Source organism: Albibacterium profundi, from assembly GCF_042159835.1.
GTDB lineage: Bacteria > Bacteroidota > Bacteroidia > Sphingobacteriales > Sphingobacteriaceae > Albibacterium > Albibacterium profundi.
Map to the genome: position 1 here is coordinate 387,513 of NZ_JBBVGT010000003.1, position 16,845 is coordinate 404,357.

At 42.6% G+C, this 16,845-nt stretch carries 14 protein-coding genes; 13 read left to right on the forward strand and 1 reads right to left on the reverse strand.

Going from position 1 to position 16,845, the window contains the following annotated elements; translation table 11 throughout:
• Positions 1 to 27 precede the first annotated feature (27 nt).
• From WKR92_RS13195 to WKR92_RS13220, 6 genes are all read left to right on the forward strand, one after another.
• Positions 28 to 1,302, forward strand: coding sequence for a glucose-1-phosphate adenylyltransferase (locus WKR92_RS13195; RefSeq protein WP_375558304.1), 1,275 nt, complete (start codon positions 28 to 30; stop codon positions 1,300 to 1,302).
• 197 nt (positions 1,303 to 1,499) lie between these two features.
• Positions 1,500 to 2,768: a dihydroorotase gene (locus WKR92_RS13200; RefSeq protein ID WP_375558305.1), complete on the forward strand. Its 1,269-nt coding sequence runs from the start codon at positions 1,500 to 1,502 to the stop codon at positions 2,766 to 2,768.
• 2 nt (positions 2,769 to 2,770) lie between these two features.
• On the forward strand, positions 2,771 to 3,442 hold the full coding sequence (locus WKR92_RS13205) for a hypothetical protein (RefSeq protein WP_375558306.1): 672 nt from the start codon (positions 2,771 to 2,773) through the stop codon (positions 3,440 to 3,442).
• Between the two features lie 16 nt (positions 3,443 to 3,458).
• Entirely contained in the window at positions 3,459 to 4,055 is a 597-nt protein-coding gene (locus WKR92_RS13210) for a DUF4199 domain-containing protein (protein ID WP_375558307.1), read from the forward strand.
• Positions 4,048 to 5,010 carry a glycosyltransferase family 2 protein gene (locus WKR92_RS13215; protein ID WP_375558308.1) on the forward strand — a complete coding sequence of 321 codons (963 nt, stop codon included), beginning with the start codon at positions 4,048 to 4,050 and terminating at the stop codon, positions 5,008 to 5,010. The genes WKR92_RS13210 and WKR92_RS13215 overlap by 8 nt, the downstream gene beginning before the upstream one ends.
• A gap of 1 nt (position 5,011) precedes the next feature.
• Positions 5,012 to 5,980: a glycosyltransferase family 2 protein gene (locus WKR92_RS13220; protein ID WP_375558309.1), complete on the forward strand. Its 969-nt coding sequence runs from the start codon at positions 5,012 to 5,014 to the stop codon at positions 5,978 to 5,980.
• 355 nt (positions 5,981 to 6,335) lie between these two features.
• Here WKR92_RS13220 and WKR92_RS13225 read toward each other — a convergent pair whose 3' ends face one another.
• Complete coding sequence (locus WKR92_RS13225; RefSeq protein WP_375558310.1) at positions 6,336 to 7,412, reverse strand: LacI family DNA-binding transcriptional regulator; 1,077 nt, start codon at positions 7,410 to 7,412, stop codon at positions 6,336 to 6,338.
• A gap of 104 nt (positions 7,413 to 7,516) precedes the next feature.
• Here WKR92_RS13225 and galK point away from each other — a divergent pair, with 104 nt between their 5' ends.
• The 7 genes from galK to WKR92_RS13260 all read left to right on the forward strand — a co-directional run bounded on the left by galK (position 7,517) and on the right by WKR92_RS13260 (position 16,827).
• A complete protein-coding gene (gene galK / locus WKR92_RS13230; RefSeq protein WP_375558311.1) occupies positions 7,517 to 8,698 on the forward strand; it encodes a galactokinase in 1,182 nt (393 codons plus the stop codon).
• 34 nt (positions 8,699 to 8,732) lie between these two features.
• Positions 8,733 to 10,406: a sodium/sugar symporter gene (locus tag WKR92_RS13235; protein ID WP_375558312.1), complete on the forward strand. Its 1,674-nt coding sequence runs from the start codon at positions 8,733 to 8,735 to the stop codon at positions 10,404 to 10,406.
• 30 nt (positions 10,407 to 10,436) lie between these two features.
• The gene (locus tag WKR92_RS13240) at positions 10,437 to 11,600 is read left to right on the forward strand and encodes an aldose epimerase family protein (protein ID WP_375558313.1); all 1,164 of its coding nucleotides are present in this window, start codon (positions 10,437 to 10,439) and stop codon (positions 11,598 to 11,600) included.
• Between the two features lie 136 nt (positions 11,601 to 11,736).
• Positions 11,737 to 12,789: a Gfo/Idh/MocA family protein gene (locus WKR92_RS13245; RefSeq protein ID WP_375558314.1), complete on the forward strand. Its 1,053-nt coding sequence runs from the start codon at positions 11,737 to 11,739 to the stop codon at positions 12,787 to 12,789.
• 36 nt (positions 12,790 to 12,825) lie between these two features.
• Entirely contained in the window at positions 12,826 to 14,313 is a 1,488-nt protein-coding gene (locus WKR92_RS13250; protein WP_375558315.1) for a sodium:solute symporter family protein, read from the forward strand.
• A gap of 139 nt (positions 14,314 to 14,452) precedes the next feature.
• Positions 14,453 to 15,469, forward strand: coding sequence for a Gfo/Idh/MocA family protein (locus WKR92_RS13255; RefSeq protein WP_375558316.1), 1,017 nt, complete (start codon positions 14,453 to 14,455; stop codon positions 15,467 to 15,469).
• A gap of 14 nt (positions 15,470 to 15,483) precedes the next feature.
• The gene (locus WKR92_RS13260; RefSeq protein WP_375558317.1) at positions 15,484 to 16,827 is read left to right on the forward strand and encodes a Gfo/Idh/MocA family oxidoreductase; all 1,344 of its coding nucleotides are present in this window, start codon (positions 15,484 to 15,486) and stop codon (positions 16,825 to 16,827) included.
• Positions 16,828 to 16,845 lie beyond the last annotated feature (18 nt).

Below are 16,845 nucleotides of genomic sequence, written 5' to 3' on the forward strand. Positions count from 1 at the left end.
ATTAATCAATGACTTAAATTATAGCTTATGAAATCGAATGTAATTTCCATTGTTCTAGGAGGAGGGCGGGGAACCCGATTAAATCCGCTGACGTTGACTCGTTCAAAACCAGCGGTTCCCATTGCAGGTAAATATCGATTGGTTGATATTCCAATATCGAATTGTTTGAACTCAGGCTTAAACCGGATTTTCGTTCTAACGCAATATAACTCCGCCTCCTTAAACTCACACATCAAAAACACTTATAATTTTAGTGTTTTTGATAAAGGCTTTGTCGATATCCTTGCAGCTGAACAAAATATGGACGGCGATCGCTGGTATCAAGGTACAGCCGACGCTGTACGTAGAATACGCCGCTACTTGGAGGTGCACGATTACGATTACATTCTTATTTTATCGGGCGACCAATTGTATCAAATGGATTTCCAGGAACTGATCGACTTCCACATCAACAACAAGGCTAAAATTACGTTGGCCACCATACCTGTGAGCGCAAAAGATGCGACATCCTTCGGTATCCTCAAGTCGAACGAGGAAAGTCACATTACCTCTTTTATAGAAAAGCCGAGTACCGATCTGCTTGGCGAATGGAAATCGGAAGTGAGTGATGAAATGAAGAGTCAGGGTCGGGAACACTTGGCATCTATGGGAATCTACGTATTTGACAAAGGTGTCTTAGCTGATCTGCTCATAGAAAATGACGGCCTCGATTTTGGTAAGGAATTGATACCCTATGCAATTGAGAAATCGGATGTTTATAGCTATCAATATGATGGGTACTGGACGGATATCGGGAATATTGATTCATTTTTTGAAGCCAATATTGGCTTGACTGACGATATTCCTGCTTTTAACTTATTTGACTCTAACATTATCTTCTCGCGCTCACGAATGCTGCCGCCATCTAAATTTGCCGGTTGTCTGCTCGACCGCGTAATTGTTGCAGACGGCTGCATTGTCAATGCTGATAAAATTGAACGCTGTGTAATTGGTGTCCGGTCACGAATAGGTAGAGGCACCGTTATGCGGAATACATACATGATGGGTGCTGATTATTATCAGGATTTGGATGAAATCGATAGATTCCAGAAACTTGGGAGACCATTGATTGGTGTCGGCGAGCGATGCTATATTGATAACACGATTATCGACAAAAGTGCTTGTATTGGCAATGACGTTCGTATAAATGGAGGTCCTCATCTGGACGATGGCGATTTTGACACTCATACGGTAAGAGATGGAATTGTCGTTATCAAGAAAAAAGCAGTTATTCCGAACAATACGGTTATCGGCACGATGTAGACCTAGGAAGGAAAAATACAAAATATTCGCTTTCTATTAACGAGTATTTTGTATTTTTGTTTCTTAATGGGAACAATTCACGAATTAAACTATTCAGTTTTAGCGATTCATTATTCTTATTTCACTTCAGAAGATCGCCTTCGTAGGTTGGGAATTTTCCTTTACTTCAGTTTCATTCACCCTCTTAAATCATATTTATGGAAAAGCTGATTGTTCAGAATGCAACAGTTCTCTTCTCTAATTCCGCATTTTTTAATAAAAAAGTAGATGTTCTTGTTGAGAACGGACTAATCAAAAACATTGGTAAGTCGGGGAGTATCCAGGCGAAGAATGCGACAATTATAGATGGGGATGGTCGTTTTCTGGCTCCCGGTTTTTTTGATTTAAACTGTAATTTTGGTGAACCCGGGTTTGAAACGAAGGAAGATTTGGTTACCGGTGCAGCTGCTGCGGCAGCAGGAGGGTTTACAGGGATTGCCCTTCAACCAAACACAAACCCACCGTTACACAGTCGCGCCGATGTAGCATTCATTGTGAATAGTGCGCGCGATTTGATTGTGAACGTTTACCCCGTTGCCGCGATCAGTAAAAACCGGGAAGGGGTTGATTTAGCCGAGCTGTATGATATGAAGCTTGCAGGCGCTGTCGCGTTCAGCGATGGCAATCGAAGCATCCAGCATTCGGGCTTGATGAGTAGAGCTTTACTGTATACAAAGGGTTTTGGCGGACTGGTATTTTCCTATGCCGAAGATAAATCCATTGCCGGTAAAACAAAGATGAACGAAGGGGAGGTGAGCACCTACCTAGGAATGAAGGGCAACCCGAACATCGCCGAAGAGGTGATGGTTTCCCGTGATTTGTTTTTTGCTGAATACAATGACACGCCTATTCATTTCAGTACCATCAGCTGTGAGGGATCAGTGAACCTGATTCGTCAAGCTAAAAAGAAAGGCTTGAAGGTGACTTGTGACGTGGCTGCGCATCATTTGTATTATACGGATGACGAGATTATTTCATTTGATAGTAATTTTAAAGTGAAACCTCCTTTGAGAACAAAGAAGGATCGCGCTGCTTTGATTAAAGGTGTGAAAGATGGGACAATAGACGCCATCGTATCACAACACACGCCTCATGAGGTAGAGTTTAAAATGGTAGAGTTTGAAATAGCTGAATTTGGTATTATTGGTCTTCAAACGGTTTTGCCACTTCTATTGAAAGTCGGCTTAACGCTTGAGCTTATCGTTGAAAAATTGGCAGTCAACCCAAGAGAGATCTTAAAGGTGGAACAGCCCGTGTTGGAAGAAGATCAGCCAGCGAATCTAATTTTGATTAATCCAAGTGAATTATGGATATTTGATGAGTCTACGAATCGATCAAAGGCTAGCAATAGCCCTCTGTTTAATTCGGAGCTAAAGGGTAAAGTTGACCTCCTGATAAATAAAGGTCATGCAATTAAACTACCGTGATTATGAATGAACAAATAAAAAATGCTCTAAAAGCGTCTATTCAAGAATATACACAAATAAACAAGCAAAAATCAGATGTTTTTTCATCACGAATATTTGATGCTTTTGAAGCCGACTTGCCGTATATGGAAAAGGTTGGCTTGTTGGATAGGGCCTTTGATGATTTTATTCATTTCGATGACCTGAGAGAGCCGTACTTCGACTTGTTGCTGATTAATTTTTTTACTAATGACGTACAGCGTCTGGAGGCAGATTACTTGGAGTCGCCCGAGTGGGAGCGTATTGAAGACGAGACAATTGATCGTGGAACAGAGCTGCTAAACCTGTTACTGTACCTCCGGGAATGTCGAGATGAAGAAATCGATCCAGATTTAGACGATTTCTTGAAAGAGTTTTTATTGGTGGAGGAAGATGAGTTTCAAGACGAACATCGAATTTATGAACCATTTATTGTAAATCAAATACTCGTAGATAGTAATTATTCGGAGATTGCACGAGTAGCGTCCGGATTGGAGGCCGATAGTGAATTGGAGGATTTGTTTTATCCAATCATGAGTTTTTTTGCAGAACCGGAGCCTACCGAAGGGCAGTTTGATGACTATGTGGCGATCAGCAAGAACAAATCGTTCGACGCTGCTATATACGCTTTAATTGTAGCTTTTAATCAATCATAAACTTAATTTTAACAAAATGAATTCTACTTCAAACAATGGTGTCTCAGCAACGTCTCTTGCCGTAAAGTACGGTATCATATGGGCGGCTATTAATATTGTTATTTTCCTGTTGGTTTATTATGGCGTTCCACAAATTATGGGTACTTGGAAGCATTCCATTATTCAGTTTATTGTAGGAATTGGTCTGGCCATTTATTTTACGCTGGAAATTAGAAAGCAAATTGGGGGATTTTGGAGCTTTAAAGAAGCGTTGGCCAATATTTTTATTCTGTTTATCATTCCGACTATCGTTGTGTATTTCTTCTCAATCATTTTTGGTAAATGGATCGAGCCTGAATATCCTGCGAAGATTACAGAAATCAGTTTGAATGCTACGACCGAGATGATGGAGAGCATGACATCCGACCAAGAAGTTATTGATGAAACCATTGCTGAAATGGAGAAAGGTTTGGAAAAGCAGTTCAACCCAGGCTTTATGGATATTATTAAATCGGTCGCTATTTCCGCTTTGATTTATTTTGTTGGTGCACTTATCTGGGCTGCTATCTTTAAGAGAGACCGCCCTGTCTTTATTGCACAAGAACCTGATAATGAAGGTCCCGTTAATGAATAGGAAACTTGACCTATCCATCGTTGTCCCCTTATATAATGAGGAGGAGTCATTGCCAGAGTTAGCTGAGTGGGTCGACCGCGTTTGCTGGGAGAACAAACTCAGCTACGAACTTATTTTTGTAGATGATGGAAGTACCGACCGGTCTTGGACGGTTATAGAAGACCTGAAAGCAACCAACCCGTCTCTGACTGCGGTCAAATTCCGACGTAACTACGGAAAGTCGGCCGCACTCAATACCGGTTTTGCTATGGCAAGTGGCGATGTGGTTATCACCATGGATGCCGACCTCCAAGACAGTCCCGATGAGATTCCTGAACTATACAGAAGAATCGTAGTGGAAGGCTATGATCTTATCTCCGGATGGAAAAAGGAGAGACACGACCCTCTTTCGAAGACATTGCCGACGAAACTTTTTAATTCCGTAACCCGATCCATGTCGGGTATCGATAACTTGCACGACTTCAACTGTGGTTTGAAAGCCTATCGACTTGAAGTAGTAAAAAGTATTGAAGTTTACGGTGAAATGCATCGTTATATTCCTGTCATTGCTAAATGGGCAGGATTTAAAAAAATAGGAGAGCAGGTTGTTAAGCATTATCCCCGGAAATACGGTAAGACCAAATTTGGTATGAGCCGATTTATTAATGGCTTTTTGGATCTGATCTCGATTTTCTTTGTCGGTAAATTTGGTAAGCGACCCATGCATTTTTTTGGGACAATGGGTGCGCTTAGCTTTTTTGCCGGCTTCGTGATCACCCTGTGGTTGGTTTACCAGAAACTCGCAGCTATATCGTCGCATACTGAATATCGTGATGTGGTGGATCAGCCTTTGTTCTATCTGGCATTGGTTGCGATAATCGTTGGCTGTCAGCTATTTTTAACAGGTTTTGTGGCTGAGCTGGTGTCAAGAAGCTCGTCGGAACGGAACAACTATCAAATCGACCGCGTAATCTAATATGTTTTTTTCCATTATCATTCCTTTGTATAACAGACCGCAGGAGATTGATGAGCTGTTGGCGAGTCTGACGAAGCAAGATTACACGAATTTCGAAGTTTTAGTCATCGAAGATGGATCAAAACTAAAAGCCAAAGAGATTGTCGACTCGTATCGTGATCGACTTCAAGTGAGTTACTACTACAAAGAAAATGAAGGACAGGGTTTCGCTAGGAACTTTGGCTTTGAACGTGCAAAGGGAGATTATTTCATTATATTCGATTCGGATATCATTTTACCGGCTACTTACCTGCAGACGGTCAACACGTATCTTGCAACGACCTATGTCGATGCATTCGGCGGCCCGGACGCTGCACATGAGTCGTTTACACCGGTTCAAAAAGCAATTAGTTACTCCATGACCTCGCCGTTTACAACGGGAGGCATCCGCGGAAACAAGAATCACATCGGTGTGTTTCATCCACGAAGTTTCAATATGGGAGTGTCTCGCAACGTGTGGGAGACTGTTGGAGGTTTTCTGTTGACACGCCTAGGAGAGGATATTGAGTACAGCATCCGTATACAACAGGCTGGTCTTAAAACGGCACTTATATCAGACGCCTTTGTTTATCATAAACGAAGAACCGATTTTAAACAATTTTATAAGCAACTGCATTTTTTTGGTCGCGCACGAATCAACATCTATAAACATTTTCCTTCGGAACTTAAACTGGTTCATTTTCTTCCAGCCACGTTTGTTGTATTCTTGTTTCTCTTACTTCTCGCGAACCTTTTCTCTTCAACGCTAGCTTCAATCGGTAATTTTCTATTGCTGATTTATACGCTATTACTTTTTCTGCACGCACTCAAAACAACCCAGCATCTACAAGTGGCGGTCTTGTCAGTTATCGCATCTTTTACACAGTTGATTGCCTATGGACTGGGCTTTATCCAAGATTTTTGGAAACGAGTCGTCTTGAATGACAACTAATTAATCTTCGTTCTTCTAACATTGTTTTGCATCCTCGACTTTTCGTTTAGGTTAAGAGACATCTTTTTTTATTTCCTACGAATTAAATACGAAGATAGGTCGTACTTTCTTCGGAGGTTAGACGTAGCTCATACGTGTGCAACCGACCAATGTCCGAAGGATGTCCGTCCAATGTTCGTCTAAAGTCCGTCTGAAACTGGATCAAGAATTCGCGAATTTTCAACGTTTTTTACGCCGTTTTTGCGTTGGATCTTGCCTTTTTCGTATAAAACCCCCAAAGCTGAACATTTAACTAATACGAAAGTGTGGATTGAGACGTTAGGGTTTTTGGCAATCGATGTCGAGTATGGGCGCTTTATTTGTCAGATTTCCGACTCGATGACTCTCGGATAATTAATTCAGGTTCTAGGGTTATTTTCGGTGCTACTTGGCCTTCTTTATAAAGGTCTTTGGAGGGAAGTGAGAAAAATAACTCAGCAGTTGCTTCTCCCATTTCAATATTTCGCTGATCGACTGTAGTCAGGGTTGGCGTAATGTATTGGCCGAACGATTCATTCGCAAAGCCAACAAGACCGAATTGTCCGGGCTGATGAAGTTTGTGCTTTTTTAAGGTTTGAAGGGCCCCTAAAGCCATGAAGTCTTCTGCGGCAAAAATTGCATCCGGATTGTTCGTTAGTTGCAGAAGTTTTTCTGCCGCTTCTTCTCCCGATTGGATAGAGACATCGCCCATGACAATGTTTTCGTCCTTGACCGGCAGGCCCGCGTCCTTGAGTGCCGACTTATAACCTAACAGTCGGTCTTCAAATATCTTGATATGTTGCTGTCCGCAGATGTGGGCAATATTGCTATAGCCCTGCTTGATAAGATGCGTGGTCGCTAGATAAGCCCCTTTAAAGTCATCGATCACCACCGACGGAAAGCCGAGTGTATCATTGGTACGGTCAAATAAGATCAGCGGAATATTTTGCTCCTTTACTTCCAGAAAGTGATCATAATTTGTTGTCTCTTTGGATATGGACACAATAATGGCATCTACGTTGGACTGGAGCAGCGTGTTGATTCCTTCCTTTTCACTGGTATATTTTTCATTGGTTTGAAAGAGAAGGATCCGGTAACCGCGCTTGCGTGCTACCGATTCGATTCCGTGGACTACGGATCCGAAGAAGCTGATTTTAGCACTGGGAATAATGATACCGATGACTTGAGTTTTGCCAGAACGTAGGGAAGTGGCAATTTTGTCTTGCCGGTAGTTCAATTTTTTTGCCATTTCTTGTACCCGCTGTTTCATGGCAATACCGATCGACGGATTATTGTTCAAAGCACGGGAAACGGTTGCGGCCGTGGTGTTCAATTCCTTAGCAATATCGTGGATGGTGACTCGTTTCTTCAATTGGTGTAGTTTAATGAGCGCAAGATAATAAATTTCACCCATAGCTTTGTCAGTTATCTAAAACGGATAATATTTTCGGTTTGGGTTTTTATTTTAATTTCTTTTTTGTAATTATGTAGTGACGTAATCGATTACATGAAAATAAAATGAATGTAGAGAATGACAGTGCGACGGAAGAAATCGTCGCAAATGTGCGGAAGAGATTTTTAGCTCTTTATGGCACTGAGCCGCATATTTTTACATCACCCGGCCGTATTAATTTAATTGGCGAGCATACCGACTACAATAATGGTCTGGTACTTCCTGCTGCTATTGATAAGGCTATTGTGCTTGCCATCGCTCAACGTGAAGACCAACAAATCAATATTTTTTCCGAAAGTTATCAAATGCGGTATACATGTACATTGCAGGAACTGGTGCGAACGGAGATGCTATGGCCGGATTATATTTTGGGGGTTATTGTAGAGTTGCAAAAGAAGGGTTGCGAGTTAAAGGGCGTCGACATCGTTTTCGATGGAAATATCCCTTTGGGTGCGGGTCTATCTTCATCGGCAGCGTTGGAATGTGCGACTGCCTTTGCACTGAACGAACTTTTTGAATTCAATCTATCGCCATTAGAAATTGCAAAACTGGGTCAGGCCGCTGAAAATAATTTTGTAGGTGTACAGTGCGGTTTAATGGATCAGTTTGCCAGTGTTTTTGGTAAAGCCGGTCATTTAATCAAACTAGACTGTGAAAGTTTTGAATTTAATTTTATACCTTTCAATGCTAAAAATTATCAGGTTGTTCTTTTTGATACTGGCGTGAAGCATTCATTGGCATCCTCCGCGTATAATGAACGGAGGCAGCAATGTGAATATGGGGTGGAACTTGTTCGGAAACATCATCCGGAGGTAGACAGTCTGCGTCGCGTAAACAAGCAGATGCTTGATGATTATGTGAAAGATGTGGATCGGATGGTATACAAGCGCTGCGATTTTGTAGTGAGCGAAATACAGCGCCTTCAGGACGCTTGTCAGGATTTATTGAAAGATGATTTGGAAAGCTTCGGCCGCAGGATGTATGAAACCCATGAAGGTTTACGTGACTTGTACGAAGTTAGTTGCGAGGAGTTAGATTACTTGGTCGACCGGGTAAAAGATCGACCGGAGGTAATTGGTTCTCGTATGATGGGGGGAGGCTTTGGTGGATGTACGATTAATCTGATCGCTTCCGATTCGGTAGATCGTATCGTGGAAGAGACGAGCAAGGCTTATAAAAAAGATCATGATCGTAATTTGAAAGTGTATTTTGTGTCGATAGAGGATGGCACAAGGCAAGTGTTATAAAAATTAAAAACTTAAATTATAGATACCTAAACCAATGCAAGTATTACACAACATTGACTATGCCGTATTTTTCTTCTACTTTCTGGTCGTAGCATTTTACGGTCTGTGGATTTATTATAAAAAGAAGAAGCTGCAAGCGGATTCAAAAGACTACTTCCTAGCGGAGGGGTCTTTGACCTGGTGGGCGATTGGCGCCTCGCTGATTGCATCGAATATTTCTGCCGAGCAATTTATCGGTATGAGTGGTTCGGGTTTTCAGATGGGCTTAGCAATTGCCGCCTACGAATGGTTGGCAGCTGCAACGCTGATTGTAGTAGCCGTCTTCTTTTTACCGGTATACATCAAGAATAAGATTTATACAATGCCTCAGTTTCTGAATCAGCGTTATAATAGTACGGTTAGTATGATTATGGCGGTGTTTTGGTTGTTGTTGTATGTGTTGGTAAATCTAACGTCAATTCTTTATTTAGGCGCTCTGGCGATTAATGGAATTTCCGGATTGAACCTAACTGCTTGTATGATTATCCTGGCAATTTTTGCCATTATCATCACGCTTGGGGGAATGAAGGTGATTGGTTACACCGATGTAATCCAAGTTTTCTTCTTGATATTAGGGGGTCTTGCAACGACCTATCTGGCTCTAGATCTTGTGGCAGAGCATTTTGGCTCATCGGGAGTTCTGAATGGTTTTAATATCATGACCGATCAGGCCGATAGTCATTTCCATCTGATATTTGATAAGACGCATCCAAACTATCTTGATTTGCCGGGACTGTCGATTTTAGTAGGTGGTATGTGGATTGTTAACTTGAATTACTGGGGCTGTAATCAGTATATCACGCAACGTGCATTGGGTGCGGATCTGAAAACAGCCCGTCATGGTTTGCTATTTGCTGGTTTCCTTAAGTTATTAATGCCTTTGATCGTTGTAATTCCAGGTATCGCCGCTTACGTCCTTTACCAAAATGGCGCTTTCCAAACCGAGTTATTAGTCGACGGAGAGATCAATCCTGATAAAGCGTATCCTGTACTTTTAAATCTACTGCCAGTCGGGTTGAAAGGTTTGGCTTTTGCGGCGTTAACTGCGGCGATTGTTGCCTCACTTGCTGGTAAAACGAATAGTATTGCTACGATCTTTACTCTAGACATTTACAAAAAAGTATTTAATAAAAATGCTTCCGAAAAACATATGGTGAATGTGGGTAAGATTACCATTATCATCTCTATCTTTTTAGCTGTCATCATTGCCCCGTTTATGGGTATCGATAAAAAAGGTGGATTCCAATATATTCAGGAGTATACCGGATTTGTATCACCAGGAATATTTGCAATGTTCCTATTAGGCTTCTTTTGGAAGAAAACAACCTCAAATGCAGCTCTATTTGCCACGATTGGGGGCTTTATTCTTTCCATCATATTTAAGGTGTTGCCGAGCTTCGTGGATTTGGAATTTCTATATCAATTTGGCTTTGCCGTGCCAAATGCAGAAGGTGTCTATGAGATTCCTTTTATAGACAGAATGGGCTTCGTATTTATTATCTGCGTGATCATGATGTTTATTATTACGAAGTTAGAGCTCGGATGGAAAGGAACAAATCCGAAAGGACTTGAAGTGGACTCGAAAATGTTTAAGGTCTCTCCTGGTTTTGCAGTTGGATCACTGATTATCATTGGTATATTGGTAGCTCTTTACACGGTGTACTGGTAGGGCGGAACGAAATTAATAACACTTAATATTATGAAAGTAAATAATTTATTGCTCGGGATTTTAGTATCTGTCACAGGTCTAAGTTCCTGCGGAAATCAAACAAAAGAAACTATGGAGACTTCGGATTATTCGGCTCTTTTTCCTGAAAAAGAATCCTTTGAAGATACGATTGATAGTAAGGCTACCAAGCTGTATGTGATAAAAAACACGAAGGGGCTAGAGGCGGCGATTACCAACTATGGCGGTCGTATCGTGGGTTTAGTAGTGCCTGATCAGGACGGAAATCCGACCGATGTTGTGATTGGTATGGATTCGCCACAGGCTTATGCAGATGCCACCGAGCCTTATTTAGGAGCATTGATTGGTCGCGTCGGCAACCGCATAGCCAATGGTCAGTTTACCCTAGACGGTGTTGAGTATTCTGTATTTAAAAACAATGGTCCAAATGCACTGCACGGTGGAAAGAAGGGTTTCCAATACGTGGTTTGGGACGGAGAACAACCGAACGACTCAACCTTGGTGCTTCGTTATAAATCGGTTGACGGCGAAGAGGGTTTCCCTGGAAACCTAGATGTGACGGTCACGTATACAGCAACTGAAGATCAAGGCTTGAGAATTGACTATGAAGCAACGACGGATCAGAGAACGCCGGTGAACCTAACGAGCCATGCTTTCTTTAATTTGAATGGCGAAGGCTCAGGAACCATTAATAACCATATTCTACAAATTAATGCCGATCAGTTTACGCCGGTCGACAGCACCTTGATTCCATTAGGCGATCAGGCTTCTGTAGAAGGAACGCCTTTTGATTTCAGAGAACCTACTGCCATCGGCGCGCGGGTTGACGAATCAGATATGCAATTGAGCAATGGTGATGGTTATGATCATAACTTTGTTCTAAACGGAGACGGTTACAAGCAGGCAGCGAAAGCTGTGGGCGACAAAAGTGGAATTGTTATGGAAGTTTACACAGATGAGCCCGGCTTGCAGTTTTATGGTGGTAACTTCATGGAAGGAAAAAATACGTTGAAGAGTGGGGCGACCGATGAATATCGGACTGCGTTCTGTTTGGAAACGCAGCATTTCCCAGATTCGCCGAACCAAAGCAATTTTCCTTCGATCATTTTAGAGCCGGGAGATACGTATAAAACAACAACGGAATACCGCTTTTCTACACAAAGCGTAGGGGAATAGGACGTGATTCGTTTGCAGGAAACGAAATAAATTTCAATTCGATTTTTTATTTCGTTTCTTTTTTCTTTATATTCGTGTACGTTACCGAACGTTAATTATAGAAAACCTGAAGACATTATAATAAAACCTAATCAAAATGAAAGATACTTTTTTTGGTTTCGCGATTATCGGAACTGGCGCGATTGCTGAGATTCACGCAAAGGCGATAGAAGCAATTCCCAACGCACGTTTGGTAGGTGTTTTCAATCGCACCCACGAGAAGGCGGTCGCATTTGGGGAAAAGCATGCTTGTAAGGCCTATGAATCTATTGACGATTTGTTAACAAATAGTGATGTTCATATAGTTTGTATCTGTACAGCATCAGGTTTGCACCGTGATCCTGCCCTGAAGGCCATAGCCGCGGGGAAACACTGTATTATAGAGAAGCCTTTGGAGGTGACGCTGCAAAAGAGCGATGAAATCATTGAAGCGGCGAGAGAAAAAGGTGTGAAGGTAGCTGTGATTTATCCGACTCGATTTTACCCAGCTAGCCAACATATTAGAACGGCAATCGATGAAAATCGTTTTGGAAGCTTGGTGTTGGGCAGCGCTTATGTGAAATGGAGCAGAGATGAAGCTTATTATGCTTCAGCCGATTGGCGAGGTACTTGGGAGTTTGACGGTGGTGGTGCTTTGATGAATCAAGCGATTCACTCGGTAGATATTCTGCAATGGTATATGGGGCCAGTAGAGTCGGTTCAAGCCATTGTTGCCAACGTCCGTCATAAAAATATTGAAGTAGAAGACACAGCAGTAGCCATCCTGAAATTTAAGAACGGCGCGGTAGGAACAATAGAATGTTCAACGGCGGTTTATCCGGGTACTTTTAAGAAAATTGAAGTCATGGGAACGAAGGGTAGTGCGATTATTGAAGAAAATAGCCTTGTGCAGTGGCAGTTTGCTGACGAAAATGAAAAAGACCAAGAACTACGCGACATGCATGCTGGTGGCGGACCTGAAAAGGGCGGTGTCGCTAATCCGATGGATATTGGTTTTTACGGTCATCAGAAACAAATAGAAGATTTGATGGCAGCCATTTCTGAAAACCGGGAGCCCTTGGTAAATGGCGAAGAAGGTCGGAAATCGGTCGCCATTGTCAGAGCGGTATATGAAAGCGCGCAAAGCGGCAAACCGATATTAATCACCTAAACGATAAACCCAAATCCCCCATAACAGAACAACGCTATGCAAACAGTTGACTACTTAGTTATTGTCGGTTTCTTCGTCGTATTGATTGCCATCGGAATTTACAGCTATACCAAAGTGAAAAATTCGGCTGATTTTTTTACCGCTGGCGGAAAGTTGCCTTGGTGGCTATCCGGAATTTCACACCACGTATCGGGTTATAGCGGTGCCGTCTTTGTTGCCTACGCATCCATTGCGTACACCCACGGTTTTACGATGTACGTTTGGTGGGCGCTTACGATCGCTATCGCCATGCTGGGAACTGTCTATTTCATTGCTCCGCGTTGGGCTAGACTGCGTACAAAGACCGGCATTCAGTCGCCAACCGAATACTTGTCGACACGTTACAATGTGCCGGCGCAACAGATTATGGCTTGGAGCGGTGTCATTGTTAAACTTTTCGATGTAGGTGCTAAGTGGGCCGCGGTCGGCATCCTGTTAAATGCGTTTATGGGGATTCCAATTTCAACCGGGATTGTAATATCCGGTATTGTGACACTGTTTTATGTGACGCTGGGCGGCTTATGGGCAGATGTCCTCAATGACCTTGCATCTTTTGTCATTCAGGTTGCTTCGGGCTTAGTAATGTTTGTTATGATCTTACTGCAATTAGGCGATGGCATAGAGGGAATATTTACGATGTGGGATCGGCTCCCAGAGGCACACTCTCAACCATTTAATTCACCTTATACTGCTGGTTTTGCTATGGCGTTCTTAGTGATAAACTTTTTCAGTTATAGTGGCGGCACGTGGAACTTGGCTACGCGATTTATTTCTTCTCAATCCGGTAAAGAGGCTCAGAAAGCAGCTATGTTTTCCTCGTTTTTGTATCTGATATGGCCACTTATTCTTCTGTTTCCGATGTTTGCTGCACCGATATTTCTGCCGGATTTAGCCAATCCCGAGCAATCGTATTCCCTAATGGCTATGGAGTTTCTGCCACCAGGACTATTAGGTTTACTGATCGCTTCGTTATTTTCAAATACCTTGTCCATGACCGCCTCAGATGCTAATACAATCTCTTCAGTGATAACGAGAGATATCCTTCCGGTTGTGAATAAACGAATTAAGCATTTCAGCTCGCAAAGGATGTTGCTGATTGCACGGACAACGACTTTCAGTTTTATTTTGATTACAATTGTTATCGCGTTTAATTCGGAACGATTTGGTGGTGTGATCGGTTTGTTGATTACTTGGTTTGCAGCATTATTGGGGCCTATTTCCATACCGATGATTTTAGGTTTGCTACCGGTATTCAGACGTAGTGATAGTCGCGCCGCTATCTTTTCCATTATAGGAGGCTTGGCTGCTTTTGCCATTCTCAAGTATGTTGTTATGGAAATGGAAGTGCTTGTGCCTCTGTCATTAGAAATGTCTGCTCCTTTGTTAAGCTCCTTGTTAATCTATATTGGGTTTGCTGTTTTTTCGAAAGCGCCAGTAGAACCTGAGGTGCAGGATATGCTCGACTCATTGGACCAGGATGGTTGATCGGATCGATGATAACTTATTCATTAAAAATGAAATATTTTCTTCATTGAAAAATAATTAAACTAAATTCGGTGACGTACACGAAGCGTTCCTATATTCTAAGAAAAGAGACAATTTTTGTAAACCCAAATAAATAATTATGAATAATAAATTCAACCGCCGTACTTTTATAAAGACGTCCGCCGCTGCGGGGGTAGGACTCGGTGTTATGGGAGGTTTTTCGGATTTATTTGCTGCGCAGGCTAGTGGAAAGCGCGTGGGTATCATCGGATTGGATACATCTCACAGTATTGCGTTTACTAAAACCTTAAATGCCAAAGAAGCTGACCCGGTATATAGGGATTATAAGGTTGTCGCTGCCTATCCGCGGGGTAGTAAAGATATCGAGTCCTCGGTATCCCGGGTTGATGGTTACATAAAAGATATTCAGCAATATGGTGTTGAAATTGTGGATAGCATTGAAAGTCTACTCAGCAAAGTAGATGTTATTCTTTTAGAGAGTAATGACGGTCGCGTACATCTAGAGCAGGCATTGCCCGTTTTCAAAGCTGGTAAACGAACTTTTATTGATAAACCGATAGCTGCATCCTTAAGGGACACGATAGCGATATTTGATCAAGCAGAAGCGCATGATGTTCCAATCTTCTCTTGTTCTTCCCTTCGTTACATGAAGAGCGCTCAGGAAGTAGCTCAGGGAAAAGTTGGTAAGGTGCTAGGCGCCGATGCTTTTAGTCCGGCGAAACTGGAAGACACCCATCCTGATTTGCTCTGGTACGGCATTCATGGCATAGAAATTTTGTTTACGGTCATGGGAACGGGTTGTAAAACGCTTACACGTACACACACGAAAGATACAGATGTTGTAGTGGGTGTTTGGGAGGATGGGCGCGTGGGAACCTTTAGAGGGTTACGATCGGGAAAAAATGCCTACGGAGGTACGGTTTATGGCGAAAACGGCGTTCAGGTATTGGGGCCTTTCGATGGTTATAATCCTTTGCTGAAGCAAATCGTAGATTTTTTCGATTCGGGTGTGCCGCCAGTTAGTAAACAAGAGACACTTGAAATTGTAGCATTTGCGGAGGCTGCAGATATAAGTAAGAATAATGGAGGCTCCGCTGTTAGTTTAGCTTCCGTATTTGAGAAAGCTTTGAAATAATCAATTTAGAAATTATGAAAGATAACCGTAGAGATTTTTTAAAGAAGGCAGCCATAGGGACTGCTGCAGCTTCATTTGGTGGTGTGTTACCCGGATTCAGCCCGAAAAGCTATGCAAATATTGCAGGAGCGAATGATCGTGTCACGGTCGCCGTTATGGGCGTAAATTCCCGCGGACGAGCCTTGGGGAACAATTTTGCACTCCAAAAGAACTGTGAAGTCATTTATATATCGGATGTCGATCGAAGAGCTGCTGCGAAGTGTATTTCTTCAGTAGCGAAAAATCAAGGTAATAAACCGAAGGCTGCACCGGATTTTAGAAAGGCTCTTGAGGATAAAGACTTGGATGCGCTCGTTGTTGCCGCGCCAGACCATTGGCATGCGCCTGCAGCGATTCTTGCATCATCAGCGGGGAAGCATGTTTATCTGGAAAAGCCGTGTAGCCATAACCCACACGAGGGTGAATTATTAGTAAAGGCCGTCGAAAAGTACAAGAATGTTATCCAAATGGGTAACCAACGGAGATCGTGGCCGAATGTAGTTGCAGCTATTAAAGAACTGCATGATGGAGCGATAGGTAAAACCTATATGGCAAGAACCTGGTATGCTAATAACCGAGGTTCGATCGGCACTGGAAAGAAAACGTCGGTGCCGTCGTGGTTGGACTATGAATTATGGCAGGGGCCGGCACCACGACTTGATTACCAAGATAATCTGATCCATTATAATTGGCATTGGTTCTGGCACTGGGGAACCGGTGAGGCCTTAAATAATGGAACCCACTTTGTTGACCTAGCTCGATGGGGGCTGGATGTTGAATATCCGACGAAGGTCACCTCAGTCGGTGGTCGTTATCGATATAAAGACGATTGGGAAACGCCGGATACACAGACTATTGGTTTGGAGTTTGGTGATAAAGGAACGATTACCTGGGAGGGCCGGAGCTGTAACGGTCGCACATCAGACGGAGGAACAGTTGGCGTTGTATTCTATGGAGAAAAAGGTTCTTTACAAATCAACGGTGGAAATGAATATAAAATATTCGATTTGAAAAATAAGTTGGTAAAAGAGGTTAAAAATGATACCAACTTTGTGGAAGGCGACTTAATGAACCCGTCGCAAGCGCTGGACGCCCATCATATTCAGAATTTCTTTTCTGCTATCAAAAACGGCGAAAAGCTAAATTCAGATATCATCGGTGGACATCAAAGTACGCTGCTGGTACAACTGGGCAATATCGCACAACGGACGGGCAGGACACTGGATATAGATCCGTCGAATGGCCATATTCTAAATAACCCTGACGCAATGAAGTATTGGAGTCGGGAGTATGAACCGGGATGGGAACCCAAGGTTTAGTCGACCAAAAGTAATTGC